Genomic DNA, 25042 nt, shown 5'->3' on the forward strand with positions numbered 1-25042 from the left:
GGCCATGCAGATCTTCGGCGTGGACATCGGCGGATCCGGGATCAAGGGCGCCCCTGTGGACCTCGACAGGGGCGACCTGGCCCAGGAGCGCTGCAAGGTGCTGACCCCGCACCCGGCGACCCCCGACGGCGTGGCCGACGGGGTCAGGCAGGTCGTCGAGCACTTCGGCTGGACCGGCCCGGTCGGCCTCACCTTCCCGGGTGTGGTGACGGGCGGCGCGACGGTACGCACCGCGGCCAACGTCGACAAGGGCTGGATCGACACCGACGCGCGCGCCCTGTTCAGCGAGCGGCTGGGCGGGCTGGACGTGACGGTGGTCAACGACGCGGACGCGGCGGGCGTCGCCGAGATGCACTTCGGCGCCGGGCGCGGCCGCAAGGGCACGGTCATCCTGCTCACCTTCGGCACCGGCATCGGCAGCGCGGTCTTCAGCGACGGGGTCCTGGTCCCCAACACCGAGCTGGGCCATCTGGAGCTGGACGGTCACGACGCGGAGAAGCGGGCCTCCAGCAAGGTCAAGGACGATCACGACATGTCGTGGGAGCACTGGGCGCAACGGGTCGAGAAGTACCTCGTCCACGTCGAGATGCTGTTCTCGCCGGAGCTGTTCATCATCGGCGGCGGCGTCAGCCGCAAGTCCCAGAAGTTCCTGCCCCACATCGAGGGCGTCCGGGCGGAGATCGTCCCCGCCCAGCTCCAGAACAACGCGGGGATCGTGGGCGCGGCGATGCGCGCGGCGGGCTGAGCGGGGCGGCGGCGAGGGGCCCGGAGGAGCGAGGGCCGGCTGCGAAGGCGCCGTCACGCGGCGGGGGGCGTCACGCTGCTGGGGCCCCGTCCGCTGCTGGGGTCCCGTCACGCGGCCGGGGTCCGGTTCCGGGCGGCCGCCCGGCGCCGCACCAGCCGGATCCGGCGGACGATCACGGCCGACCCGGCGACCAGCGTCCCGCCGTACAGCCACCCGGCCTCGGTGGCCAGTGCGGTGACGAGTCCCATCAGCCGTCCGGCGGGACCGTCCCCGCTCTCCGCCACGGGCACCAGGCCCACGGCGAAGGCGATCGGCACCACCACGGGGGCGGTCAGCAGGTCGCCCCGGCGCACCCAGAGCGCGGTGAGCAGGCTCACCGGCACGAACAGCACCCCGTACACGGTCAGGGACGCGCCGAACAGCAGCTCGTCCAGGAAGCCCAGCAGGGTCATCACGGCCGCGCAGAACAGACCGCTGCCGAGCCCCGTCAACCGCGGATTGGGCATCCCGCGCACGGCCCGCACAACCCTGGCCACCGGTGAACCCGCTCCCGGAGCGGGGCGCGCCGGGTCCACGGGCCGATCTGCCGGCCGCCCGACCACCCGGCCCGCCGGCGGCCGCGCGGCAGCGGCACCGCCCCGGCCCTGTGCGGGCAGCGGCGCCCGGCTTCGTCGCGGTCCGTACTGCGCAGGTCGCGTCCTGTGTTGCTCCACTGGACCAACTTAGGTCGGTTTATGTGCCGAATAGGCCGACAGACACGCCGTCGGGCGCTCCTTGGCCAAGCGTTCGACTCCGAGCGGGTCCGGCGCGGCACACCCCGTAGACTGGTGGATCGGCCCCTGTCCGGCCTGCCCCATCCCACCCGCCCCTCCGCATCTCACGTACGGGAAGTCGCAACGTGTCGCTCACGATCGGAATCGTCGGTCTGCCGAATGTCGGCAAGTCGACCCTGTTCAACGCCCTGACCAAGAACGACGTGCTCGCGGCCAACTACCCGTTCGCCACGATCGAGCCCAACGTCGGCGTGGTCGGCGTCCCCGACCCCCGCCTGGCGAAGCTGGCCGAGATCTTCTCCTCCGAGAAGATCCTCCCGGCGACGGTCGACTTCGTCGACATCGCGGGCATCGTGCGCGGCGCGAGCGAGGGCGAGGGTCTGGGCAACAAGTTCCTGGCCAACATCCGCGAGTCCGACGCGATCTGCCAGGTCATCCGCGCCTTCAAGGACGAGAACGTCGTGCACGTCGACGGCAAGGTCTCGCCGAAGGACGACATCGAGACGATCAACACCGAGCTGATCCTCGCCGACCTCCAGACCATCGAGAAGGTCCTCCCGCGCCTCCAGAAGGAGTCGCGCATCAAGAAGGACATCGCTCCCAAGGTCAAGGCCGTCGAGGAGGCCAAGGAGATCCTGGAGAAGGGCGACACCCTCTTCTCCCAGGGCATCCTCCAGGGCACCGAGCGCGCGGAACTCCTCCACGACCTCCACCTCCTCACGACGAAGCCCTTCCTCTACGTCTTCAACGTCGACGAGGACGAGCTGACCGACGACGGCTTCAAAGACGAGCAGCGCGCCCTGGTCGCCCCCGCCGAGGCGATCTTCCTCAACGCCAAGCTGGAGGCGGACCTCGCCGAGCTGGACGAGGAGGAGGCTCTCGAACTCCTCCAGTCCGTCGGCCAGGAGGAGCCCGGCCTCGCCACCCTCGCCCACGTCGGCTTCCGCACCCTCGGCCTGCAGACCTACCTGACGGCCGGCCCCAAGGAATCCCGCGCCTGGACCATCAAGAAGGGCGCCACCGCCCCCGAGGCCGCCGGTGTCATCCACACCGACTTCCAGAAGGGCTTCATCAAGGCGGAGGTCATCTCCTTCGACGACCTGGTCACCACCGGCTCGGTGACCGAGGCCCGCGCCAAGGGCAAGGCGCGCATGGAGGGCAAGGACTACGTGATGCAGGACGGGGACGTGGTGGAGTTCCGCTTCAACGTCTGATACGTCCGGCGAAGGGCCGTCTGACCTGCGACGGAGTGGGTTGGACGGCCTTTGTGGTCCGCACGGAGCCCGCAGCGTGCTGACTTCGGTCAGCGCGCAGGGGGAAGCGACTACGCCGCTTTGTCGACCTGCGGCTGGGCATCGGCGGCAAGGGAAGGCTCCCGCTCGATCCGGTGGAGCACGTCGCCGATGCGTTCGCGGAACCGATCGCGGTGGTCGACGCCGATCAGCCATGCGGCGAGGAGGCGCGAGCGCCACTCGTAGCCGAGGAGGGCTTCCAGTTCCCCGTCGGTGATCATGGCGGCGTCATTGAGCAGGTGTCGGGTGAAGCGGGTGGTGTGCCACCACCGGGGGCCCAGGAACCGTCCGCCGTTCAGTACGAGGTAGCGCGGGTGGCCCCCGTACGCCCTCGTCACCTAGCTCTCGATCACATGGCCGTAGCCGACTTCCTCGGGTGTTGGAACGGCATCGGTCACCTCTCCGTGTACAGGTCGGTCCGGTTGATTCGGGTGGGGGGCAACGAAGACGTTGCTGCCGGTCGGGGCTTCTGAGGCTTCCGGTAGGGACCAGGTGCGGGACTCCTCGACCAGGTGCTCCCAAGGCGCGGTCCAGCGGGGCCGCAGCGGGGATCGCCCACCTCTTCGAAGGGCTCGATGGCGGTCAGCTGACCGAAGCCGCCGAGGGACGGCAGGCCGTTGATGACGGCGGGTATGGCGTCGGCACCGATCCAGATCAGCTCCGCGCGGGTGTCGTAGGACTCGACGGCCTTGCCGTCGAGCTGAGAGGTCATGACGGGGAGCGGCCCCGGCGCCAGAAGGTGGGCAGCCACCAGCAGAGCACCGAGCGGTCGTCGGGCCACGGAGCGCGGTCCTCGGCGGCCCAGTCCTCGAAGGAGTCGCGCGTCAGGTCGATGGGGCGCCAGGCGGGGTCGAGCGGCTCGTCCTCGGCCGGCGGGCGGACGTACCGTCGGCCGTGCTCGTCGCAGGCGCCGAAGTGCTGGTAGTTCCGCTGGGCCTCGATCAGGGAGACCTTGTTCGCGCCACCGCTCATGGTGGGCCAGCGGAACTGGACCCCGTCGTCCTCCCAGAAGCAGACGGGGCAGATCTCGTACGAGCCGGGCATCGCGTCCAGCACGCGGTGCCCGCAGCAGGGACAAGGGTAGGAGTCGCTCACCCGCGCAGTCTCCTTGCAGGCCCTGCCGTGTGCCAGGGATTTCGCAGCCTCGGGGCTCCCGGCCCCCGCGCCGCCGTGCGGTGCGGGGGCCTCACGGGAGGTCAACTCGGCGGCGTTCAGCCCTGGTTGTTGCCGTCGTGCAGCGCGCCTGATCGGTCATGTCGGCCACCTGGCCAACGTGCCTAGGACCTGCGGGGCTTGGGGCTGGGTGTCGGGCTCAGTGGTGATGCTGCTCAGAACGGCATGTGGCCGCGGGCCCGTCGGCCGGCCGAACCGCTGCGGCCAACGGCCTTGGAGCTGCTCCGGAAGGGTTTGCTGAAAGCGCGACCGAGGATGCCGGGGGCCTTCCCTCCGGCTCGGGACCCGGCGCCGAGTGTGCGCTGCGTCCCGCGTTGCGGGTGGTGGGAGAGGCGCGGTACGAGGAAAGCGAGGACGGCGAGCACGACGCACACGGCGACAATTCCTACGATCATCATGATGGGACTCCAGAATCTCCGACGTGTCTGTCGGCTGCCCTGGATGCGGAGGGCCATGCGCCGAGCCACGCCTGCCCGGAGGCGCGAGCGCCTCACTCGCGGTTCGGTTCCGCGTGGGCCGCTCTGTCAGTTCACAGGAACCGGCGCAGGGGCAGGACGGCCGTCTCCCGGAGGCGTTGCAGGACGGCGCGGCGCTTCCAGCGGGTCGGTTCGATGGCGGTGCTGCGTTCCAGGTCGGCGTCGAAGTCCCGGTCCAGGCCGGTGGTGAACTCCTGGTCCAGGACGGCGAGCATGATCTCCTCGTCGTGGTCCATGGAGCGCCGGTTGAAGTTGGTGGACCCGATCAGGGCGGCCAGCCCGTCCACGGTGATGATCTTGGCGTGCAGCATGGTCGGTTCGTACTGGCGGATCGACACCCCGGCGTCCAGCAGACGGGCGTAGTGGTACTGGCCGGCCAGTTGGCAGGCCCGCTGGTCGGTGTGCGGGCCGGGGAGCAGGATCTCCACCGTCACGCCGCGCCGGGCGGTGGCGCAGAGCAGGTCGATGAAGTAGTCGTCCGGGGCGAAGTAGGCGGTGGCCAGGCGGAAGCGGTGTTCGGCGGAGGTGAGCATGACGCGGATGAGGGTCTGCAGGTCCTGCCAGCCGAAGCTGGCCGAGCCGCGCACCACCTGGACGATGGAGGTGCCGGGCTGGGTGTGTTCGGAGAACCGGTCCCGGTCGTCGTACAACGCGTCGTGGCACTCGGCCCAGTTCTGGGCGAAGGCGGCGGCGACGCCGTCCACGGCCGGGCCGCGCACCTGGACGTGGGTGTCGCGCCACTCACCGGGGCCGCGGGCGTCGCCGCACCACTCCTCGGCGATGCCGACGCCTCCGGTGAAGGCGGTGTGCTCGTCGACGACGAGGGCCTTGCGGTGGCAGCGGTGGTTCTGCTTGAACGGCGACAGCCAGAGCGGTTTGCGGAACCAGGCGATCTGTACGCCCGCAGCCTCCATGGCATCCAGCAGGTCCTGCTCGATCTCCTTGGCGCCGAAGCCGTCCAGCAGCAGCCGGACCCGTACCCCGGCCCGGGCCCGGTCGGCGAGGGCGGCGGCGAAGTCGCGGGCTATCTGCCCGCGCCAGTACACGAACGTCATCATGTCGATCGTGTCCTCGGCCGCCCGGATCGCGCCCAGCATGGCGGGGAAGATCTCGTCGCCGTTGCGCAGCGCGACCAGTTCGTTCCCTTCGGTGGCGGCGACCCCGATCAGCCGTTCCAGGCGGCGGCGCAGCCGTTGGATGCTGGCCCCGTCGGTGCCGGGGTGCTGTTCAGCGACGGTCATGCCTGGTCCTTACCGGGGAGAGCGGGCCTGCTCCGCAGCGTCCTGCCGGGCACCGTCGGGCGCCGGGAGTCTATCCCGGCCTCAGCCCTGGCCGGTGAGCTGACGCCGCTGCGCCGAGGCGGCGCCCGTCCCGGTGCCGTCGGTCACGTCGCGTAGTTGGGAGCGGGCGGTGATGCCCAGTTTGGGGAAGACGCGGTAGAGGTGTGAGCCGACCGTGCGGGGGGAGAGGAACAGCTTCTCCCCGATCTCACGGTTGGTCAGTCCGCGGGCCGCGAGCTGGACGATCTGTTGCTGTTGGGGGGTGAGTTCGGTGAGCGCGCGGGGGGCGGCGCCGTTCGGCTCGATGCCGGCGGCTCGCAGTTCCGCCTTGGCGCGTTCGATCCACGGTCGGGCGCCGAGCCGCCGAAACGTGTCGAGTGCGCCGGTCAGCAGCGGGCGGGCCTCCGCGATACGACGCTGCCGGCGCAGCCACTCGCCGTAGTCCAGCCGGGTCTGTGCCCGCTCGAAGGGCCGGTGCTCGCCCGCTTCGTCCGCCAGCGCCGCCCGGTAGTGCCGTTCGGCGTGCTCCGGTTCGGCGAGCAGGGCGCGGCCCCGCTCGGCCAGGGCGGAGACACGCGCCGACGGGCCGGTACCCAGGCGCCGCACCGACCGCTCCAGCAGTTCCGCGGCGGATGCGCGCTGTCCCCGGCGGACGGCCGCCGCGGCCAGGTCGGCCAGGACGGTGGGGGAGACGTGGTAGTGGACCGGGTCGCCGTCCTCGGTGAAGGCGGCGCGGAACTGCGCGTACGCGGTGTCGTAGTCGCCCTCGGCCACCGCCGCCAGCCCCAGGGCGCGGCGGGCGAAGACCGCGACGGAACGGCTTTCCAGGGGATCGACGAGGGCCAGCGCCCGCTCGGCGTTCCCGCGTGCCTCGGCCGGCTCACCGAGCAGCGCCAGCACGGTCGCGTCGAGGGCTCGTGCGCACGCCTCGGCGTGGGCCAGTCCGGCCTGCGAGGCCACCTCCGCGATCTCGGCGGCCACCGAGCGGGCCTCGGCCCAGCGGCCCTGCTCCAGATAGGCCCAGCCGGCGGCGCAGGCCAGCCCGGCCGGCAGCGGGCCGTGGGCCTGCCAACGGCCGAACGCCTCGTCGAAGGTCCTGGCGGCGAGCGGGGTCTGGCCGAGGAGCCAGGCGACGACGGCGAGCGCGGTCAGGGATCCGGCGTCGTCCTTGGCCTCGGCGATCAGCCGGGGCAGCGCCGGGGCGAAGCAGGCTCCCGCGCCGTCGGGATCGGAGACGGCCAGTGTCCAGGCACGCAGCGCACCGCCCGCGGGGCAGTCCGGCACCTCGGCGAGGAGGTCCTCGATGCGCTGCCGCTGGGACTCCTCGCCCGAGTAGTAGCGGACCACGGCTGCCGCCGCGAGCGCGTCCAGCGGGCGGGGCGACCGGGAGTCCGCGGCCTCCTCGGCGATGCGCGACAGCAGCGCGAAGGCGGCCGTGTGGTGCGGACCCATGGTCATGAGCCGCCCCCTCGCCAGCGCGGCCCGGCTGGTCGGCGCCGGGTCGTCACTGTGCTTGCGGACCTCCTCGGCCAGGTGTTCCACCCAGCCGAGCTGACCGGTGTAGACGGCCAGGTCCGCGGCGTCGGCCAGCAGCCGTGCCCGGTCCGCGCGGCGCGGGCTGAGTTCCGCGGCGCGCTCCAGGGCGGCGGCAGCGGCCGCGTGGCCGCCCCGGCGCCTGGCCCGGCCCGCTGTCTCCAGGAGGAGCGCCGACACCTGCTCGTCGGGCCGCTCGGTGGCGGCGGCGAGGTGCCAGGCGCGGCGGTCGGGCTCCTCGCCCAGCAGCCGGGCCAGGGCGAGATGGGCCCGCCTGCGTTCTTCGAAGGGCGCGGCGTGGTAGACCGCCGAGCGGACGAGCGGGTGCCGGAAGGAGATCCCGGTGCTGTGCCGTCGTACGAGACCGGCCCGTTCGGCGGGCACCCACATCGTGTCGTCCGCCTCGGGCAGGCCGTGCGCGGCCACCGGCGCGTCCGACGCGTCCGCGGCGGCGAGCAGCAGTAGGGCGCGGCGGGTGGCTTCCGGCAGGTGCCGCATGTGCCGCGCGAAGATCGCTTCCAGCCGGTCGGTGACGGGCAGCGGGCCCTCCATCGCGCTGCCCCGCGGCTGGCGGCCCGCGGCGGAGGCACGGGCGAGTTCGACCAGGGCCAGCGGATTGCCCGCCGCCTCCCGCAGGATCCGGACCCGGGTACGGCCGGTGGGCCGCTTCGGCTGCTCATCCAGGAGCCGGTTCGCCGCGTCACCGCTCAAGGGCCCGATCTCCAGGCGCTCGTAGCCCTGGTCGAAGCCGGGCAGCACGGCCGCGGCACGCACGCCCATCAGCAGCGTCACGGGCTCGCTGTCCATCCGCCGGGCCACGAAGGAGAGGACGTCCAGCGACGCGCGGTCGATCCACTGGGCGTCGTCGACCACCACGAGCAGCGGTGCCGGTTCCGCCAGCTCCGACAGCAGGGTCAGCACCGCCAGGCCGACGAGCAGGGTGTCGGGGGTCTCGGCGTGCTCGGGGTGTTCGGCGTGCTCGGGGTGTTCGGCGTGATGGGTGGGGTCGGCCAGTCCCAGCGCGATCCGGAGCGAGGAACGCTGCCGGGCCGGCAGGCCGTCCAGATCGCCGAGCACCGGGCGGAGCAGCTGGTGCAGACCGGCGAACGCGAGACGGGCCTCGGACTCGCTGCCGACCGCTCGCAGCACCCGGTGGCCGGCGTCGCGCGTTCGGCGCACGGCGAGGTCCAGCAGGACACTCTTGCCGACCCCCGGTTCGCCCTCGACGACCAGCACCGCGCTGTGGGACCGGTCGGCGGCGACGCGCCTCATGACGGCCGCGGTCTCGGTTTCCCGGCCCAGCACCCTCGGAGCGGGACCTCCAGCCGGGCCGCGGCCCGCCCGAGCGCCTCCACCATTCCCCACGGCCGCTCCAGAAACTGAGATCTCGCACAGCCCGCCGTATGCCGCAGGCCGTATCCCGGAGACCGTTTCAACGCGCACCTCTCCCGCGGCATTCCTGATCGCGCAGGCCAGGTGCAGTCACGTGACGCATACCGCGGCCCGGCAGCGCGGCGCACGCTTGCGGAACAGGCGTGTTCACGGGGGAGCGCCGAGCACGCGGAAGCGATCGAACTGGAGAGACCACCATGGACACCCTCGCCCTCGGCGATGTCACCGTGACCCGAGTCCGGGAGTACTACGGTCCCGTCGGCCTGACGCCCGAGGAGTTCGTCCCGGAGAGCCCGGCCCAGGCGTGGGACACGCACCGTTCCTGGCTGGTGCCCGACTTCCTGGACGCCGGGACCCGGGGCGTCAACACGGCGATCCAGACCTGGGTGCTGCGCAGCGAGGGCCGGACCATCCTCGTCGACACCGGCGTCGGCAACCACAAGGACCGGCCGTACGCACCGGTGTGGAGCCGTCTGGACACCGACTTCCTGGGCAATCTCGCCCGCGCCGGGGTACGCCCCGAGGACGTCGACATCGTGATCAACACGCACCTGCACGTCGACCACGTCGGTTGGAACACCTACCTCGACGGCCGGACCTGGGTACCGACGTTCCCCAACGCCACCTACCTCATGGCGAAGGCGGACTTCGACTACTGGAACCCCGCCAACGAGATCAGGACCCGGCTGGGCCGCGGCAACCAGAACGTCTTCGAGGACAGCGTCGCCCCCGTGCACGCGGCCGGCCTCACCCGGCTGTGGGAGGGCAGCCACCGGATCGACGCCAACCTGCGTCTCGACCTCGCCCCCGGCCACACCCCCGGCTCATCGGTGCTGCGGCTGGAGTCCGGCTCCGACCGGGCCCTGTTCGTCGGCGACCTGATGCACAGCCCGATCCAGATCCACGAACCCGACGCCAACAGCTGCTTCTGCGAGGACCCCGCCGAAGCCCGCGCCACCCGCCACAAGCTCCTGGGCTCGGCGGCCGACGGCAACGCCCTGGTCTTCCCCGCGCACCTCGGCGGCCACGGCGCCGCCGAAGTCGTCCGCGAGGGCGGCAAGTTCGCCGTCAAGGGCTGGGCGCCCTTCTCCAAGTACACCGAGCAGGCCTGAGGCCCGCGGAAGGACACGCGACATGAACCACCACCCCGACCCCGTCGTGACCACCGCGCAGGGCACCGTTCGCGGCCTGCGCGGGGGCGGCACCCTCACCTTCCTGAACATCCCGTACGCCGCCCCGCCCCGCGGCGCCGGCCGGTTCGCCCCGCCGCGGCCGCACGAGCCGTGGGCGGGCGTGCGGGACGCCACCGTGCCGGGGCCCACCGCCCCGCAGTCCGCACGCAGGCTCGGCGACATCGACATGACCCCCTACTTCGGCACCGGCTGGAGCCGCGGCGAGGACTACCTCACCGTCAACGTCTTCGCGCCCGCCGCCGGAGGGGGCGGACTTCCCGTCATGGTGTTCGTCCACGGCGGCGGCTTCGTCGCCGGATCGACGCGCGCCACTCTGTACGACGGCTCCGCGTTCGCCCGTGACGGCGTCGTCCTGGTCACCCTCAACTACCGGCTCGGGATCGCCGGGTTCCTCGACCTCCCCGGGGCGCCCGCCAACCGCGGTCTGCTCGACGTCGTCGCCGCGCTGCGCTGGGTGCGGGAGAACGTCTCCGCCTTCGGCGGCGATCCGCACAACGTCACCCTCTTCGGCCAGTCGGCCGGGGCGACCACCGTCGGCGGCGTCCTCGCCACCCCCGAGGCCGCCGGCCTGTTCCGCCGCGCGATCGTGCAGAGCGGCAGCGGCCTGGGCGCGTTCACGCCCGAGCAGGCCGCCCGCGTCACCAGGGCCGCGGGCGAGGCCCTGGGCATCGAGCCCTCCGTCGACGCCTTCGCCGGCATCCCCGACGAGCGGCTCGTCGAGGCGGCCGGCGGGCTCGCCGGCATCGACCTGCGGACCGGGACCCACCGCGATCCGCTGATCGGTCTCAGCCCCTTCAGCCTGGTCCTGGACACCCAGCCCGCCGTATCCGTCGCCGCCGGCCGTGCCGCCGACGTCGACCTGCTCGTCGGCACCAACACCGAAGAGGGCAACCTCTACCTGGTCCCGGTGGGCAAGTACGCCACCTCGACCGCCGCCGACGTCGACGAGGCCGCCGCCCGCTCGCACCCCGATCCGGCGCGGCTCGTCGAGACGTACCGCGCGTCCCGCCCCGGGGCGTCCTTCGCGGAACTGCGCTCCGCCGTCATGGCCGACGCCCTGTTCGGCGCGGGCAGCCGCGCCCTGGCGGAAGGCCATGCCGCCCACCACCCGCGGTCCGCCACCTACGCCTACGAGTTCGCCTGGCGCTCGCACGCCCTGGGCGGAGAACTCGGCGCCACCCACGCGGTCGAGCTGCCCTTCGTCTTCGACCTCGCCGACCGGCCCGAACTCAACGGCCCCGGCGCCCTGCTCGGTCCCGACAAGGCCCCCGCGGACCTCGCCGCCCGCGTCCACGAGACCTGGATCCGGTTCGCCCGGACCGGCGACCCCGGCTGGGACCCGTACGACACCGGCCGCCGGGCCACCATGCGCATCGACACCGAGTGGACCCAGGTCGACGACCCCCGCGGCCGGGAACGGCGGGCATGGGGGAGCTGACGCCGCCGGTCCAGGACTGCTCCGGCGCGTCAGCGCTCCAGCGCGCACTCCGCCGCCGCCACCACCGTGCGGGCCTGGAGGTCCACCTGGTCGGGCACGGGCACCCGGCGCAGCCGCAGGGACGACGCGAACTCCGCGCACCAGGTGGTGAAGAGCCCGTCCAGCTCATGGCGGAGTCCGGCCGCAGCCGGGGCGTCGGCCGCCTGGAGGAGCCGCAGCAGGAGCCCCGCCGCGCGCAGGGGCTGGCGGCGTGCGACGACCTCCAGGGCGCTGATCGCGGCCGTCGTCAGCCGGGGTGAGGTCCCGGTGCGGGGCTCCTCGTCCGCCTGCCGGAGCAGGGGTGCCCAGGAGTCGGCCACCAGGTCGTACAGGTCGTCGGCCATCCACTCCAGTACGCGTCTGGGCGGGCTGTCCTCGGCCGGCGGAAGGAAGCCCCGGGCCTTGTCGAAGACTGCGGTCACCTGCCGGCCGCCCTCCCGCACCAGCCCGGACAGCGCGCGCAGGGCCCCGGCCGGGTCCGGGTGCGGGGACAGGTCGTCGGCGGTGCCGGTGGCCCACAGGGGGACCTCGACGATCGCCGTGACACCGCCGTACCGCTGGGGCGCGCACCAGGTGGACAGGCCGATGTTCTCGGACCCGGCCGCCGGCCGGGCGGTGCTGTCCGGCGGCGGCAGGACGTGGATGCCGGGGGCCGGGTTCTCCCAGTACAGGGCGTCGTACGTGCCGTGCTGGACCGGGACGCCGACCGTGGCGGCGAAGGCGTGGAAGGGTGCCGCGAGGCCGGGGAGGTCGCGGGTGAGCTGGACCCAGGTGCCGCCGACGTCGACGCTGTGCAGCGAGCACTGGAGAACGGGCCGCGACTCCTCGATCACGTCGAACAGGGCTCGGCTCTCGGGCAGTCGCCGCCCCTCGATGGGCGCCCACTCCGGCTGCTCCGCCGCGACCGGGCGGAAGGCGGCACGGAAGTAGCGGTCCAGAGCGGGTCCGGGACCGGCCGTCGCCGCCTCCAGGCCCTCGCTCAGGGCCGCGCCGTCCGGGTCGAGACACAGGACGATGTCCCAGGTGACGGCGTCGGGATCGGTCGCCGCGGGCCGTCGGTCGCCGTCGGCCACCCGCTCCGCCAGCGCCAGCGCGGTCGCGCCGCCGACCGGCTCGTCCGAGTGCGGCCGGGCCACCACCAGGACGTGGCGCGGCCCGTGGCCCACGGACAGCATCAGGATCGGCCGGCCGGCCCGGGACGTGCCGATGCGGCGCAGACGGCAGGCCCCGGGGAACCGGGCGACCAGCCGTCGCGCCGACTCGGTGACTTCCGCGACCGTGGGACAGCGGTGCATCGGGCGCGGCCGGTCAGGAGCCGTCGTGGCCACCGCTGTCGCCGGCGGTCTCCCTCTTGTCCAGCGGACGGATCTCGATCGTGTTCGCCATGCCGTCTCCTCCTCCCGATGGTGCCTGTGGTGCGTGTGTTGCCTGTGGTGGTGTCTGCGGTGCCTGTGGCGCACTGGGTCTGCGGGGCACGCTGTGCTCTGGTCAGCGTTCGCTCGCCCGGTGGCTGTTGTCAACGTCCCGCGCTGCCCGTGTGGTTGGGGAGTGCGAGGGGCCGGCCCCCGTCAGCGCCCCGTCGTCCCGTCGATCAGCTCGCGCAGGATGTCCGCGTGGCCGGCGTGGCGGCCGGTCTCCTCGATCATGTGGGTCAGGGCCCAGCGGACGCTGGGCGTGGGGCGGCCCGGGCGGGACCGGGGGAGCGGTTCGCCGAGGTCGGCGCAGCCGTCGAGTACGCGGTTCGCCCGTTCGACGGCCTCGCGGTAGCGGGCGACGACCTCGGCCACGCCGTCCTCGGGCGCGGCCCGGAAGGTGGCCGGCCAGCTCCGCACCTCCGCCCCGAGGAAGAGCGCGCGCTCGACGTGGGTCAGGTGGTTGAGCAGCCCGAGCAGGTTGGTGCCGGACGGCACCGCGGCCGTGCGGACCCGCGGTTCCGGGGCGCCCTCGACCTTGCCGGCGATCGAGGTCCGCAGGTAGTCGAGGAACCCGCGCAGGGTCTCGGCCTCGCTGCCGCCGGTCCGTGGCGGCGGGGTGTCCCGGCGGTGGGTGCGGGGGGTGGTGGGCATGGTGACGGGCCTCCAGGGGGCGCAGGGCGGGTGGGCCGCGGGGGTACGGCCGGTCAGCTCGCGCGGCGGACGAGCAGGACGTGGTCGACGACCTCGGCGGTGCGCCCGTCCGGGCCGGTCGCGGTCCGGCGCGGGGCCTCGGCCCGCTCGACCCGCCAGGTCGCCGGGTCCAGGGCGAGGTCCGCCGCGACCTCCTCCGGGGAGGGGTACCGCGCGTCGGGGTCCTGGTCCCACGACCATGGCGCGGTCGAGCCGTGGTCGACGACCAGCAGCCGCCCGCCCGGGCGCAGCGCGTGCGCGGCCGTACGCAGGACCGACCCGCGGTCCAGGCCGAAGGGGGTGTGCAGGTAGTGGGCGCAGACCAGGTCGAACCGGCCCTCGGGGAAGGACGCGCGCAGGTCGTGCCGTACGGCGTCCACCAGGTCGCCGAGGCCGTGCGCGCGGGCGTGCCCGGCGAGCCGCTCGGCCGCCACGCCGGAGATGTCCACGGCCCTGACCCGCCAGCCCCGCCGGGCCAGCCACAGCGCGTCGCCGCCGCTGCCGCACCCGAGGTCCAGGGCGTCACCGGGCGGCAGCGCGGTGACCGTCTCGACGAGGCGGGCGTTCGGTCGCGGGGTGTCGGGCGCCGGGCGGGCGGCGTACACGCCGTCCCAGAACGTGACCGCATCGGTGGCGCTCATCGGAACTCCTTCATCGGCTTTCGGTCGGCTGTCGGCCGGCTCGGTCCGGCAGGGGCGGGTGCGAGCGACGGACGTGGCCAGTGTCGACAGCGACCGCCCGATCCGGCACGAAAACTTGCCGTTATGACAAGGTGGCCCGATGGACGCCGGAACGGACGACGTACTCGACGCGGTGGGTCCACGACTGCGCGCGCTGCGCCGTGAGCGGGGCATCACCCTCGCCCACCTCTCGGCGGCGACGGGCGTGTCGGAGAGCACCCTGTCCCGGCTGGAGAGCGGACAGCGCCGCGCCACCCTGGAACTGCTGCTGCCGCTCGCCCGGATCTACGACGTCCCCCTGGACGACCTCGTCGGCGCCCCGCGCACGGGCGACCCCCGCATCCATCTGAAGCCGGTCCGGCGCTACGGAATGGTCTTCGTGCCGTTGTCCCGGCGGCCGGGCGGCACCCAGGCCTTCAAGATGATCATCCCGAGCCGCCCGGCCCCGCTCGAACCGACCCCGCAGACCCACGAGGGCTTCGAGTGGCTGTACGTGCTCGGCGGCCGGCTGCGGTTGCTGGTCGGGGAGCGCGACCTGACGCTGGCGCCCGGCGAGGCGGCCGAGTTCGACACCTCCCTGCCGCACTGGCTGGGCAGCGCCGACGGCGGCGCGGTCGAACTGCTCGTGCTGTTCGGGCTGCAAGGAGTGCGGGCCCATGTGCGCGGCGGCGCTGCCGGTGGTGCCGGTGGCGGCGGGGGCGACTGACCGCCGTCCCGTCCCGGCGGTGGCCGCGAGGGGAGCCGGGGCGCCGTCAGGCGCGGTCCGTCACCCGGCGGCACGCCTCCGCGTATCCGCGCACCAGCGTCCGCCGCTCGTCCTCGCGGCGCCAGGCCAGGGCGTAGCGGCTGGGGGCCAGGCCGCGGACCGGGCGGGTGGTGACGCCGCCCAGGGTGATCAACGGGGCGTTGCCCGTGGCCACGAGGCAGACGCCGAGCCCCGCGACCAGGGCCTCGTACGTCTCCTCCGTGCCGGAGATCTCGGCGCCGACGCGCGGTGGGCGGGCGGCGGGCCCGTCGAGTGCCCGCCGTTCGTCCAGCGCCAGCCAGAAGTCGCGCAGCACCCCCGCCTCCGGGGGCAGGGCGAGGAACGGCTCGTCGGCCAGGTCGGCGAAGTCGACTTCCCGCCGGGAGGCGAGGGGGTGGGTGTCGGGGAGGGCGACCAGGCGGGGCTCCTCGGCGACCACCGTCCAGGCGTAGCGCTCGGCGTCGGGCAGTGGCAGCCACACGTACGCGACGTCGGCCGTGCCGTCGGCCAGGCCCGCCGTCGGGTCCTCCCAACTCGTCTGCCGCAGCCGCAGCACCGCCTCCGGGTGGGCCGCCGTGAAGCGGGAGCGGATCGCCGGCAGCAGACCGCCGCGGCCGGGGCTGGTGCTCATGCCGACGCGCAGGGTGCCGCGCCGCGCGGCACGGGTCGCCTCCACCGCCGCCGCGCCCTCGGCCCAGTCGGCCAGCACCCGCCGGGCGTGCGGCAGCAGCGCCGTACCCGCCTCGGTGAGAGTCACGCCCTGATGCTCGCGGCGGAACAGCTCGGTCCCCAACTGCCGTTCCAGGGCCCGGATCTGCTTGCTCAACGCGGGCTGCGACACGTACAGGCGCTCGGCCGCCCGCGTGAAGTGCAGTTCCTCGGCCACCGTCGCGAAGTAGCGCAGCTCCCGCACATGTACGTCCGTCGTCATAACCGTTGGTTATCACCGTGGGTCTTGGACGGGCAACCCGCCGGTGGACGAGGGTGGTTGGTGTCGGAGCAACGGATGCCCCGGACGAGGGACGCGAGGGAGTCGGAATGAACAAGGTGTGGCTGATCACCGGGGCGAGCAGCGGTTTCGGGCGGGCGATCGCCGAGGCGGCCCTGGCCGACGGCGACGTCGTGGTCGGCGCGGCACGGCGTCCCGAGGCGCTCGACGACCTCGTGGCCGCGCACCCGGACCAGATGGAGGCGCTGCGCCTGGACGTCGCCGACACGGCCGCCGCCGGGGACGCCGTACGGGACGTGCTGGCACGGCACGGGCGGATCGACGTACTCGTCAACAACGCGGGCCGCACGCACGTCGGCGCCCTCGAGGAGACCGCCGAGGAGGAGCTGCGCGCGCTGTTCGACGTGCACGTCTTCGGTCCGGCCGCGCTGACGCGGGCGGTGCTGCCGTCCATGCGGGAGCGGCGCTCGGGCGCGATCGTGCAGATGAGCAGCATGGGCGGGCAGATGTCCTTCGCGGGCTTCTCGGCGTACAGCGGCACGAAGTTCGCGCTGGAGGGCATGTCCGAGGGGCTCGCGGACGAGGTTCGGGACTTCGGCATCAAGGTGCTGATCGTCGAGCCGGGCTCCTTCCGCACCGGCCTGTTCGAGGCCGGGAACGCCGGGATCAGCGCGGACAGCGGCGTGTACGCCAAGGTCGGCGAGACCCGCGGGACGGTCGCCGCGGGCGACGGCAGCCAGCCCGGCGACCCCGCCAAGGCGGCGGCGGTCATCCGGGCCGCCCTCGCGGCCGAGCACACCCCGCTGCGCCTGCCGCTGGGCGACGACGGCGTCAGCGCGGTCCTCGGTCACCTCGACCAGGTCCGCGAAGACGTCGAGGCGTGGGAGAAGCACACCCGGGCCACGTCCTTCGACGACTGAGCCCAGGCACGGGGGAATTCCCCTGCGCGGAGGATTTCCCGCGCGGGGGATTTTCCGGTGTTGTTCGGGCCATGCCGACAGGGACAGGGGCGGCACCTTGGTCCCACCCCCGGACCTCGACCGCGTGTACACCGCGAGACGGCCCTCGGGGACACGTGGCCGGTCGAGGTGGCCCTGGGAGTGCGCGCCGGTGGTGATGATGACGGCGTGGGCGCCGTTCGGTGCGCCCCGCGCCCGGTATCCGGCGCGAGGGGGCGGACGGGTCGTCCTGGAAGTGCTGTGGTTCGGCGCCGGTGCCGCCGCCCTGGCGGCCTCCGGCAGACCGGTCCTGGCGGCCGTCTTCGCCGGTGTTTGCCTCGCCGACGCGGTGCTCGGACGGCGGTGGAGGCAGTGAGGCCCGGCGTGCGTGCGCGACCCGCGCCCCCGCCCCGCGCGGACCGTGCTTACGATGCGCGAGGCCGCACCCGTCGCCGCACCCCTCTCGAACAGGAGCACGGTACCCGTGTCCATGCCGCCCCCGCCGGGCCCCCAAGGGCCGTACCCCCAGGGGCCGTACGCTCCGCAGTGGGGCCATCCCCTCACCCCGTACCCCCGGCAGGCTCCCGTCAGCGGGCTCGCCATCGCCGCGTTCGTACTCGGGGTCCTGTGCTTCGTGCCGGCGGTCGGGCTCGTCCTGGGGCTGGTCGCGCTGGCCCGGATCCGGAAGAGGGGCGAGCGCGGCAAGGGGTTCGCGGTGGCCGGGTGCGTGCTGTCCTCGGTGGGGCTGGCCCTGTGGGTGCTGACGCTCTCCACGGGCGCCGCCGGCGACTTCTGGGACGGCTTCCGGGACGCCGCGCGCGGCGATGACACCGCCTACTCCCTCGAGAAGGGCCAGTGCTTCACCACCCCGGGCGGCTCCCTCCAGGGGGTGACGTACGACGTCGACGAGGTGCCCTGCACGCAGGAGCACGACGGCGAGGTGTTCGCCGCGTTCGACCTGCCGGACGGTTCCTACCCGGGCGACGCGGAGATCACACGCGCCGCCGACGACCGGTGCTACGCCCTCCAGGACGGCTACGCGATGGACCGGTGGGCGCTGCCGGCCGACGTCGACGTGTACTACCTGACCCCGACCTCCGGGAGCTGGCGGACCGGTGACCGCGAGATCACCTGCCTGTTCGGGAACACGGACGAGCGGGACACGCTGACCGGCTCGCTGCGCAACGACGGCGCGCGGCTCGACCCGGACCAGCACACCTACCTGCTCGCGGAGGGCTACCTGAACCGGGCCATGGACGAGGTGCCCGAGGCGGAGGCCGTCGAGGACGACTTCGCGGGCTACCGGGTCTGGGCCGGGCAGGTCTCGGAGGCGCTCAGGGGCGAGATCGCGATGCTGGACGGCCACGACTGGCCCGCCGGCGCCGAGCGCCCGGTCGCCGGGTTGACCGAGGACCTGCGGGCGGCACAGCGGGAGTGGGGCCGGGCGGCGAAGGCCGCCGACCTCGACGCGTACTACGAGCACTACGGCAAGGGCTACGACCTCGTCGTGGCCGACAGCACGGTCACCGCCCGCAAGGCCCTCGGCCTGGCCACCACACCGCCGGACTACGAGGGCGGTGGCGAGAGCGGGGGAGACGACCCCGGCGTGGAGGTGTGAGAGCGGCCCCAGTGGGGAGAAAGTGCCTGCGTAAAGCCCTCGGGCCACACAAGTCATCACATCGAGTGATTCTTTGGCCTTTGCTTGCCTGGGCCAACCTACGGTTGCCACGCTGTTGCTGTCTGTACAACCTGATGGGAGCGGCCAGTGACATTCGGTGAGCAGCCGGCGTATCTGCGTGTCGCGGGTGATCTCCGCAAGAAGATCGCCGACGGCCTGCTGCCGCCCCATACCCGCCTCCCGTCCCAGGCGCGGATCCGCGAGGAGTACGGCGTCTCGGACACCGTCGCGCTGGAGGCCCGCAAGGTGCTGATGGCCGAGGGGCTCGTCGAGGGCCGCTCCGGTTCCGGCACCTATGTGCGCGAGCGGCCCGTCCCGCGACGCGTCGCCCGCTCCGGGTACCGGCCGGCCGGCGGCGCCACGCCCTTCCGCCAGGAGCAGGCCGACGCCCACGCGCACGGCACCTGGGAGTCGCGCAGCGAACAGGCCGAGGCGAGCGGTGCCGTCGCCGAGCGGCTGGGGATCAAGCCCGGTGACCGGGTGATGTGCACGCGGTACGTCTTCCGGGAGGCCGGTGAGGCCGTCATGCTCTCCACCTCCTGGGAGCCGCTGGACCTGACCGGCCGCACCCCCGTGATGCTGCCCGAGGAGGGGCCGCTCGGCGGCATGGGCGTCGTCGAGCGGATGGCCGCCATCGACGTCGTCGTCGACAACGTCACCGAGGAGGTCGGCGCCCGCCCCGGCCTCGCCGAGGAACTGCTCGCCCTGGGAGGGGTGCCGGGGCATGTGGTGCTGGTCGTCCAGCGCACGTTCTACGCCTCCGGGCGCGCGGTGGAGACGGCCGACGTGGTCGTCCCGGCCGATCGTTACCGGGTGGCGTACCACCTGCCGGTCAGGTAGCCCGTCAAGCAAGGCCCCGGCCCGGGGAGTTCACGCGCCCTGACGCACCCTTTCGCGGCGTGAGGCGGTGCGACGCGGTGTGAGATGGCGCACGCCTGTCGTGCGCCTCCCGCGCTCCGCCGCCCCGCCCGCACACCCGTCCGATGCCGCGGCGCCCTGCGCGCCTGCGCCGCAATCCGGTCGTTCCCCCAGGTCGCCTCGCCCCGCCACGGCATGCCCGTGACCGGAGGCATCGGTGTGCGGAGACGGCGCGTTCCGCATCGTGCGCCCCCTGCGTTCTGGCTGGTTGCGTACCTCTTTGTGCAAAGCCGTATTCGCTCCGTGAAGGTTGGGCGTAGGCTCGGGCATATGCGGATTGCGGTTTCCTTGGCGGGCGGGGCGCGGCGGGTGCCGTGGGCGGCGGGAACGGGAGGTGGAGGGGCGCGATGAACGACAGCACGGTCACTCTTCCCTGGCTGGTCTTCCGGCAGGACGACAACGGCAATCGCTACCGCGTGGGCAGATACGCGACCCGGGCGGAGGCCCAGCAGATCGCGGACACCCTCGACGGCCGCGGACACAAGCAGCTCTACTGGGTCGAGAAGCTCGGCACCTCAGGACCGGGCGCGGCGGACTGAGCCGTAGGCTCCGGCGCATGACGGAACGGATCGTGGTGGGCGCCGCCCTGGTCGACGGCGGGCGCCTGCTCGCCGCGCGCCGCAGCGCACCCGCCGAACTGGCCGGACGGTGGGAGCTGCCCGGCGGCAAGGTCGAGGCGGGCGAGACGCCCGAGGCGGCGCTCGTGCGCGAACTGCGCGAGGAACTCGGGGTGGCGGCCGAGCCCGGTGAGCGCGTCCCGGGCCAGTGGCCCCTGAGGGCGCCCTTCGTCCTCCAGGTGTGGACCGCCCGCCTGCGCCCCGGCTCCGCCGCCCCCCAGCCCCTTGAGGACCACGACGAACTGCGCTGGCTGACCCCCGCCCGGGTCTGGGACGTGCCCTGGCTCGACCAGGACGTACCGGCCGTCGAGCAGGTGCTCGCCCACTTGGGACTCCAGGCGGGGACCCCGGCGAACGGTACTGAGCCCGGATAAAGGGTATGTGCCCATTAACCCCATGAAAACGGGCAGCGATGGGTCGTCGGCCGGGGAAGTGATCGGCGTGAGGGACGGCGAGGGTGTCTGTGCCGAGTGGGTCTTTCCCGCGGCGCCGGACGCCGTGCGGACCGCCCGCTCCCTGGTCCGCCGCACCCTGGACGAATGGCGGCTCGACAGCGTCGGGGACATCGCCGCCCTGCTCGTCAGCGAGCTGGTCACCAACGCCCTGCGGCACGCCACCGGCCCCATCGGCGTCCGGGTGGTGCGCGACCCGGCCGGGGCGGCCGGCGTCCTGCTGGTGGAGGTCTCCGACCCGCTGCCGGACCCGCCGCGCGAGCGCGCCGCCCGTCCCGACGACGAGGACGGCCGGGGTCTGCAACTGGTGGCGTCCGCCGCACAGCGCTGGGGCACCCGCCCCGGCGAGGCGGGCAAGACCGTGTGGTTCGAACTCGCCCTGCCGCGTTAGCGCGACGGCCTCGTGACGCACCGTCGCCGTCACGCCGGTCCGCCGTCCGAAATGTCCCCACATCACCCCTGCTTCCGGCCGTCAACCGGTTCAGGCCAGTGGCAGTTGTGGAACTGCGTGATTCGATGCCGTGTCCGCTGGTTAGAAGACTGGAAGTGTTGTCACGGTCCGGACCGAAAACCATCGGGACCGTGCTGTGATCGTGAACACCGTGTCGTGCGGCGCCGTAGTGCTGGATACTGCGGGCAGCCGCCTCCGGTGACCGGTGCCGGACGCGGTGAGCTGGAGGGGACGGTTCGCGTGAGCGAGATACCAGCGAGGGCCAAGGAGCCCACGGAGTCCACGGAGTCCGAGGACCCGTCGGCAGACGCGCCACTCGGTGACGCGGTGTGGCAGAGCAGCCCGCCCGGCTCCATCTACGACTACATCAAGGTCGCCTCCTTCTCCATCGGCCCCGACGGACTCGTCGACCAGTGGAGCCTGCGTGCGGAGCAACTGCTTGGCATCCGGGCCGAGGACGCCGTGGGCACCGATCCCATCGAGGCCTTCATCGACCCCGACCTGCGCGAGCGCGGCCAGCGCAAGATGACCGAGATCCTCGACGGGCGGGAGTGGACCGGCGTGGTCCCCTTCCGGGCACCGGGCGAGGCCGAGGGGACCGGTCAGCCCCCGGGCGGCCGAAGCGGGCGGCGCGGGCTCGCCGAGGTGTACGTCATGCCGACCCGCACGGAGGACGGGGAGAAGGCCGCCGTCTGCATCGTCGTCGACGTCCGCGTGCTGCGCAGCATCGAGACCGACCTCGCCGCGTCGCAGGCCATATTCGGCCAGTCTCCGTTCGGGTTCCTGCTGATCGACCCCGACCTGCGGGTGCGCCGTGCCAACCAGCGGTTCGCCGCCACCTTCGGCGGCACCCCCGACGACCACCGCGGCAAGGGCGTCCACGACTATCTGCCGCGCGCCGAGGCCGACCGGGTCTCCGCGACCCTGCGCCGGGTCCTGGAGACCGGCGACTCCATCACGGACATGCACGTCACGGGCTTCGTGCCGGGCACGGAGGAACGCCGCCACTGGTCCGTCAACCTCTACCGCGTGCACAGCGGTTCCGGCCGCCCCATCGGCGTCGCCTGGCTCGGCACCGACATCACCGCCCGCCGCCAGGCCGCCCGCGAGGCCGCCGCCGCCCGGCGCAACCTCGCCCTCCTCAACGAGGCCGGCGCCCGCATCGGCAACTCCCTCGACCTGGAGACCACCGCCCGCGAACTCCTCGACGTCGTCGTCCCCGGCTTCTGCGACCTGGCCACCGTCGACCTCTACCAGGGCCTGCTGGTCGGCGACCAGACCCCGCCAGGACTCGCCGACGGCAGCGCGGAACTGCGCCGTGTCGCCTTCTCCAGCGCCGTCTCGGACGCGCCGTTCCTCGGCACCGGCGAGCGGGTCAAGCTCGGCGCCGTCCACCACTACCCGTTCAACTCGCCCTGCGCGGACGCCCTGCGCACCGCCCGGCCGCGCACCGTCCCCGCCGAGGAGGGCGGCCTGGTGCAGTCCACGCTCGCCGTGCCGATGGTCGCCCACGACACGGTCGTCGGCCTCGTCCAGTTCGCCCGCACCAAGGGCAGCGAGCCGTTCGGCGACCGCGACCGCGACCTCGCCGTGGAACTGGCCGCGCGCGCCGCCGTCTGCATCGACAACGCCCGCCTCTACCGGCGCGAACACGAACGCGCGCTGATACTGCAACGCTCGCTGCTCCCGCCCGGCGACCCGGAGGCATCGGGCCTCGACATCGCCTGCCGCTACCTGCCCGGCAACGCGGCCACCGGCCGGGCCAGCGAGGTCGGCGGCGACTGGTTCGACGTCATCGAACTCCCCGGGCACCGCACCGCGCTGGTCGTCGGCGACGTCATGGGCCGCGGTCTGCGCGCCGCCGTCGCCATGGGCGAACTGCGCACCGCCGTACGCACCCTGGCCCAGCTCGACATCGAACCGGCCGAGGTGCTCTCCCAGCTGGACGAGATCGCCCGCGGCCTCGGCGCTCCCGGGGGCGTCCAGCAGGCCACCCGGGCCGCCCGCCGCCCCCGCGAGGCCGACCTGTCCGAGGTCTACCTGGCGACCTGCGTGTACGCCGTCTACGACTCGGTGACCCGGCGCTGCACCTTCGCCAACGCGGGCCACCTGCCGCCCGTCCTGGTCGAGCCCGGTGAGACCGCGCTGATGCTGGACGTGCCGCCGGGCCTGCCGCTCGGCGTCGGCGGGGAGCCCTTCGAGGAGGTGGAGGTCGAACTGCCCGAGGGCGCCCTGCTTGCCCTCTACACCGACGGCCTGGTCGAGAGCCGCGACCACCCCCTCGACGAGGGCCTCCAGGCCTTCGTGGGCGCCCTCACCGACCCCTCCCAGCCCCTGGAGGACGTCTGCGACCAGGTCCTCCACACCCTCGACAGCCACCACGGCGAGGACGACATCGCCCTGCTGATGGCCCGGGTCCAGGGTCTGCCCAGCGACTCGGTCGGCGACTGGACCCTGCCGCGGGAGCCGCGCAGCGTCGGCCGGGCCCGCGAGTACGCCCGCGCCCAGCTGCTCGCCTGGGACATGGAGCCGCTGGTCGACACCACGGAACTGCTCGTCAGCGAACTCGTCACCAACGCGCTCCGCTACGGCGAGGGCGAGATCAGGCTCCGCCTCCTGCTCGACCGCACACTGGTCTGCGAGGTCTGGGACTCCGGCCTGGTCCAGCCGCGCCGACGCCGCGCCCGCGACACCGACGAGGGCGGCCGCGGCCTGCAACTGGTCGGCCTGCTCAGCGCGGCCTGGGGCTCACGCCGCACGCCGCGCGGCAAGACGGTCTGGTTCGAACTGCCCCTGCCGGGCGCCGACACCCAGCTCACCGACCCGGCGGAGGCTCTGCTGAGCCTGTTCTGACCCGCCCCGGAGTCGTACGCGTCCGGGCCCGCCGGGTGCGGCGCACATGCCCGTACCCGGCCAGCAGCAGCGCCGCCCCGGCCGTGACCAGGGGCGGCACCAGATCCGCGCAGATCATCGTCACGCACCCCTGACCGCAACCGGAACACCGGTTCGAGTCGTCCCCGCTGGCACCACGCTCGGAGCGTATGCGCGGCAACCGGTCACCGCGACCGGGGCCGGGCCACAGGGAGGGGACACCCGTGGAGGACACGGAGCCGAAAGAGACCGACCCGGCAGCCGCCGACGGCGATCGGCCCCCACCGGGGCCCAAGAAGAAGCGGCTCCGCCGCACCCGCCGCATCACCCTCGCCGTCCTCCTCGTCCTGCTCCTCCCCCTCCTCACCGCCGAGACCGCCCTCCGCATCAACTACACGGGCGACCCCGCGGACGGCACGTACACCAGGAACCGCGACGCGATCTGGCTCGGCCACGCCTGGGTCGACGGCCGCAAGAAGGACACGGACCTCACCGCGCTGGCCCGCGACCTCAAGACCACCGGCATCCGGGACCTGTACGTGCACACCGGCCCGATGGAGCACGACGGCACGCTGCCCGAGTCGCTCTACCCCAAGGCCCGCTGGCTGATCGACGGCGTGCACCGGGAACTTCCCGGTGTCCGCGTCCAGGCCTTCCTCGGCGACGTCCTCGCCACCGAAGGCCCCGACGGCATGCGCCTGGCGCGGGCCGACACCCGCGCCGCCGTCGTCGACTCCGCCCGCCAGGTCCTGGACGCGGGCTACGACGGAGTCCACCTGGACCTGGAACCGCTGCACTCGGACGACCGGAACTACCTCTCGCTCCTGGACGACGTACGCGCCGTCACCCGCGCCCGGGACGCGCAACTCTCCGTCGCCGCCCACCAGATCGACCCGCTGCCGGCCCTGCACTCCGTCTTCGGCCTCTTCACCCGGCACCCCAAGTGGTGGTCGCAGGAGTTCTTCGGCCAGGTCGCCCGCCGCGTCGACCAGATCGCCGTGATGTCCTACGACACCGCGCAGCCGCTTCAGAGCACCTACGGCGGCTACGTGGCCCAGCAGACCTCCCTCGCCCTGGAGGTCACCCCGCCCACGACCCACCTGCTGATGGGCCTGCCCTTCTACCACGAGAGCAACTTCGACCACTGGGGTCACGCCGAGACCGTCGCCGCCGCCGTGCGCGGCGTCCGCCTCGGCCTGTCCCGGACGGACGCCGACCGCGAGCTGTTCGGCGTCGCCCCGTACATCGACTTCGCGGCGACGGACACGAACTGGAAGGAGTACCGGGACGGCTGGGTCCGCTAG

At 73.4% G+C, this 25042-nt stretch carries 25 protein-coding genes; 14 read left to right on the top strand and 11 right to left on the bottom strand.

The genetic code is table 11. The features are described from left to right. Nucleotides 1-4: 4 nt before the first annotated feature. Complete coding sequence (gene ppgK, locus BZZ08_RS23405) at nt 5-745, top strand: polyphosphate--glucose phosphotransferase (protein WP_104634221.1); 741 nt, start codon at nt 5-7, stop codon at nt 743-745. 107 nt (nt 746-852) lie between these two features. On the opposite strand, the gene BZZ08_RS23410 is transcribed toward ppgK, so the two are convergent. Continuing rightward, nucleotides 853-1458 carry a DUF6542 domain-containing protein gene (locus BZZ08_RS23410; protein WP_104634222.1) on the bottom strand — a complete coding sequence of 202 codons (606 nt, stop codon included), beginning with the start codon at nt 1456-1458 and terminating at the stop codon, nt 853-855. Between the two features lie 185 nt (nt 1459-1643). Between BZZ08_RS23410 and ychF the strand changes: the two genes are divergently transcribed. Next, a complete protein-coding gene (ychF, locus tag BZZ08_RS23415; protein ID WP_104634223.1) occupies nt 1644-2732 on the top strand; it encodes a redox-regulated ATPase YchF in 1089 nt (362 codons plus the stop codon). Nucleotides 2733-2842: 110 nt separating this feature from the next. Here ychF and BZZ08_RS23420 read toward each other — a convergent pair whose 3' ends face one another. The 6 genes from BZZ08_RS23420 to BZZ08_RS23445 all read right to left on the bottom strand — a co-directional run bounded on the left by BZZ08_RS23420 (nt 2843) and on the right by BZZ08_RS23445 (nt 8544). Continuing rightward, a complete protein-coding gene (locus BZZ08_RS23420) occupies nt 2843-3148 on the bottom strand; it encodes a DUF6000 family protein (protein WP_241965545.1) in 306 nt (101 codons plus the stop codon). A 56-nt stretch (nt 3149-3204) separates the two neighbouring features. Next, a complete protein-coding gene (locus tag BZZ08_RS23425; RefSeq protein WP_241965546.1) occupies nt 3205-3522 on the bottom strand; it encodes a hypothetical protein in 318 nt (105 codons plus the stop codon). Continuing rightward, entirely contained in the window at nt 3519-3905 is a 387-nt protein-coding gene (locus BZZ08_RS23430; protein WP_104634224.1) for a CPCC family cysteine-rich protein, read from the bottom strand. Before BZZ08_RS23430 ends, BZZ08_RS23425 begins: the two co-directional genes overlap by 4 nt. 233 nt (nt 3906-4138) lie before the next feature. Next, nucleotides 4139-4381, bottom strand: a complete 243-nt coding sequence (locus BZZ08_RS23435; protein ID WP_104634225.1) for a DUF6411 family protein — start codon at nt 4379-4381, stop codon at nt 4139-4141. Between the two features lie 131 nt (nt 4382-4512). Then, the gene (locus tag BZZ08_RS23440) at nt 4513-5700 is read right to left on the bottom strand and encodes a phospholipase D-like domain-containing protein (RefSeq protein ID WP_104634226.1); all 1188 of its coding nucleotides are present in this window, start codon (nt 5698-5700) and stop codon (nt 4513-4515) included. Nucleotides 5701-5781: 81 nt separating this feature from the next. After that, on the bottom strand, nt 5782-8544 hold the full coding sequence (locus BZZ08_RS23445) for a helix-turn-helix transcriptional regulator (protein WP_241965547.1): 2763 nt from the start codon (nt 8542-8544) through the stop codon (nt 5782-5784). A 317-nt stretch (nt 8545-8861) separates the two neighbouring features. On the opposite strand from BZZ08_RS23445, the gene BZZ08_RS23450 reads away from it, so the two are divergent. Further along, the gene (locus BZZ08_RS23450) at nt 8862-9776 is read left to right on the top strand and encodes an MBL fold metallo-hydrolase (RefSeq protein WP_104634227.1); all 915 of its coding nucleotides are present in this window, start codon (nt 8862-8864) and stop codon (nt 9774-9776) included. A gap of 22 nt (nt 9777-9798) precedes the next feature. Continuing rightward, nucleotides 9799-11295 carry a carboxylesterase/lipase family protein gene (locus BZZ08_RS23455; RefSeq protein WP_104634228.1) on the top strand — a complete coding sequence of 499 codons (1497 nt, stop codon included), beginning with the start codon at nt 9799-9801 and terminating at the stop codon, nt 11293-11295. A 29-nt stretch (nt 11296-11324) separates the two neighbouring features. Here the strand turns inward: BZZ08_RS23455 and BZZ08_RS23460 are convergent, their stop codons facing one another. The 3 genes from BZZ08_RS23460 to BZZ08_RS23470 form a co-directional block, all read right to left on the bottom strand. Then, a complete protein-coding gene (locus BZZ08_RS23460; RefSeq protein WP_104634229.1) occupies nt 11325-12629 on the bottom strand; it encodes a M14 family zinc carboxypeptidase in 1305 nt (434 codons plus the stop codon). A 273-nt stretch (nt 12630-12902) separates the two neighbouring features. Further along, complete coding sequence (locus BZZ08_RS23465; protein ID WP_104634230.1) at nt 12903-13400, bottom strand: DinB family protein; 498 nt, start codon at nt 13398-13400, stop codon at nt 12903-12905. Between the two features lie 53 nt (nt 13401-13453). Next, nucleotides 13454-14080, bottom strand: a complete 627-nt coding sequence (locus tag BZZ08_RS23470) for a class I SAM-dependent methyltransferase (protein WP_104634231.1) — start codon at nt 14078-14080, stop codon at nt 13454-13456. A gap of 139 nt (nt 14081-14219) precedes the next feature. Here BZZ08_RS23470 and BZZ08_RS23475 point away from each other — a divergent pair, with 139 nt between their 5' ends. Further along, on the top strand, nt 14220-14825 hold the full coding sequence (locus BZZ08_RS23475; RefSeq protein ID WP_104634232.1) for a helix-turn-helix domain-containing protein: 606 nt from the start codon (nt 14220-14222) through the stop codon (nt 14823-14825). 46 nt (nt 14826-14871) lie between these two features. On the opposite strand, the gene BZZ08_RS23480 is transcribed toward BZZ08_RS23475, so the two are convergent. Continuing rightward, nucleotides 14872-15795 carry a LysR family transcriptional regulator gene (locus tag BZZ08_RS23480; protein WP_104634233.1) on the bottom strand — a complete coding sequence of 308 codons (924 nt, stop codon included), beginning with the start codon at nt 15793-15795 and terminating at the stop codon, nt 14872-14874. Between the two features lie 107 nt (nt 15796-15902). Here BZZ08_RS23480 and BZZ08_RS23485 point away from each other — a divergent pair, with 107 nt between their 5' ends. From BZZ08_RS23485 to BZZ08_RS23525, 9 genes are all read left to right on the top strand, one after another. After that, nucleotides 15903-16733, top strand: coding sequence for an oxidoreductase (locus BZZ08_RS23485; protein WP_104634234.1), 831 nt, complete (start codon nt 15903-15905; stop codon nt 16731-16733). 199 nt (nt 16734-16932) lie between these two features. Continuing rightward, nucleotides 16933-17127 carry a DUF2568 domain-containing protein gene (locus BZZ08_RS23490; RefSeq protein WP_241965549.1) on the top strand — a complete coding sequence of 65 codons (195 nt, stop codon included), beginning with the start codon at nt 16933-16935 and terminating at the stop codon, nt 17125-17127. A gap of 108 nt (nt 17128-17235) precedes the next feature. Further along, entirely contained in the window at nt 17236-18369 is a 1134-nt protein-coding gene (locus BZZ08_RS23495) for a DUF4190 domain-containing protein (RefSeq protein ID WP_104634235.1), read from the top strand. Between the two features lie 147 nt (nt 18370-18516). Beyond that, nucleotides 18517-19269, top strand: a complete 753-nt coding sequence (locus tag BZZ08_RS23500; protein ID WP_104634236.1) for a GntR family transcriptional regulator — start codon at nt 18517-18519, stop codon at nt 19267-19269. Nucleotides 19270-19694: 425 nt separating this feature from the next. Further along, on the top strand, nt 19695-19886 hold the full coding sequence (locus tag BZZ08_RS23505) for an SPOR domain-containing protein (protein WP_104634237.1): 192 nt from the start codon (nt 19695-19697) through the stop codon (nt 19884-19886). Nucleotides 19887-19903: 17 nt separating this feature from the next. Next, a complete protein-coding gene (locus tag BZZ08_RS23510) occupies nt 19904-20338 on the top strand; it encodes a (deoxy)nucleoside triphosphate pyrophosphohydrolase (RefSeq protein WP_104634238.1) in 435 nt (144 codons plus the stop codon). Between the two features lie 22 nt (nt 20339-20360). Beyond that, on the top strand, nt 20361-20807 hold the full coding sequence (locus BZZ08_RS23515) for an ATP-binding protein (protein ID WP_104634239.1): 447 nt from the start codon (nt 20361-20363) through the stop codon (nt 20805-20807). A 300-nt stretch (nt 20808-21107) separates the two neighbouring features. Then, nucleotides 21108-23720, top strand: coding sequence for a SpoIIE family protein phosphatase (locus tag BZZ08_RS23520; protein WP_104634240.1), 2613 nt, complete (start codon nt 21108-21110; stop codon nt 23718-23720). A 188-nt stretch (nt 23721-23908) separates the two neighbouring features. Next, nucleotides 23909-25042, top strand: coding sequence for a glycosyl hydrolase family 18 protein (locus BZZ08_RS23525; protein ID WP_446750270.1), 1134 nt, complete (start codon nt 23909-23911; stop codon nt 25040-25042).

It is taken from the genome of Streptomyces sp. MH60 (assembly GCF_002939385.1).
Lineage (GTDB): Bacteria > Actinomycetota > Actinomycetes > Streptomycetales > Streptomycetaceae > Streptomyces.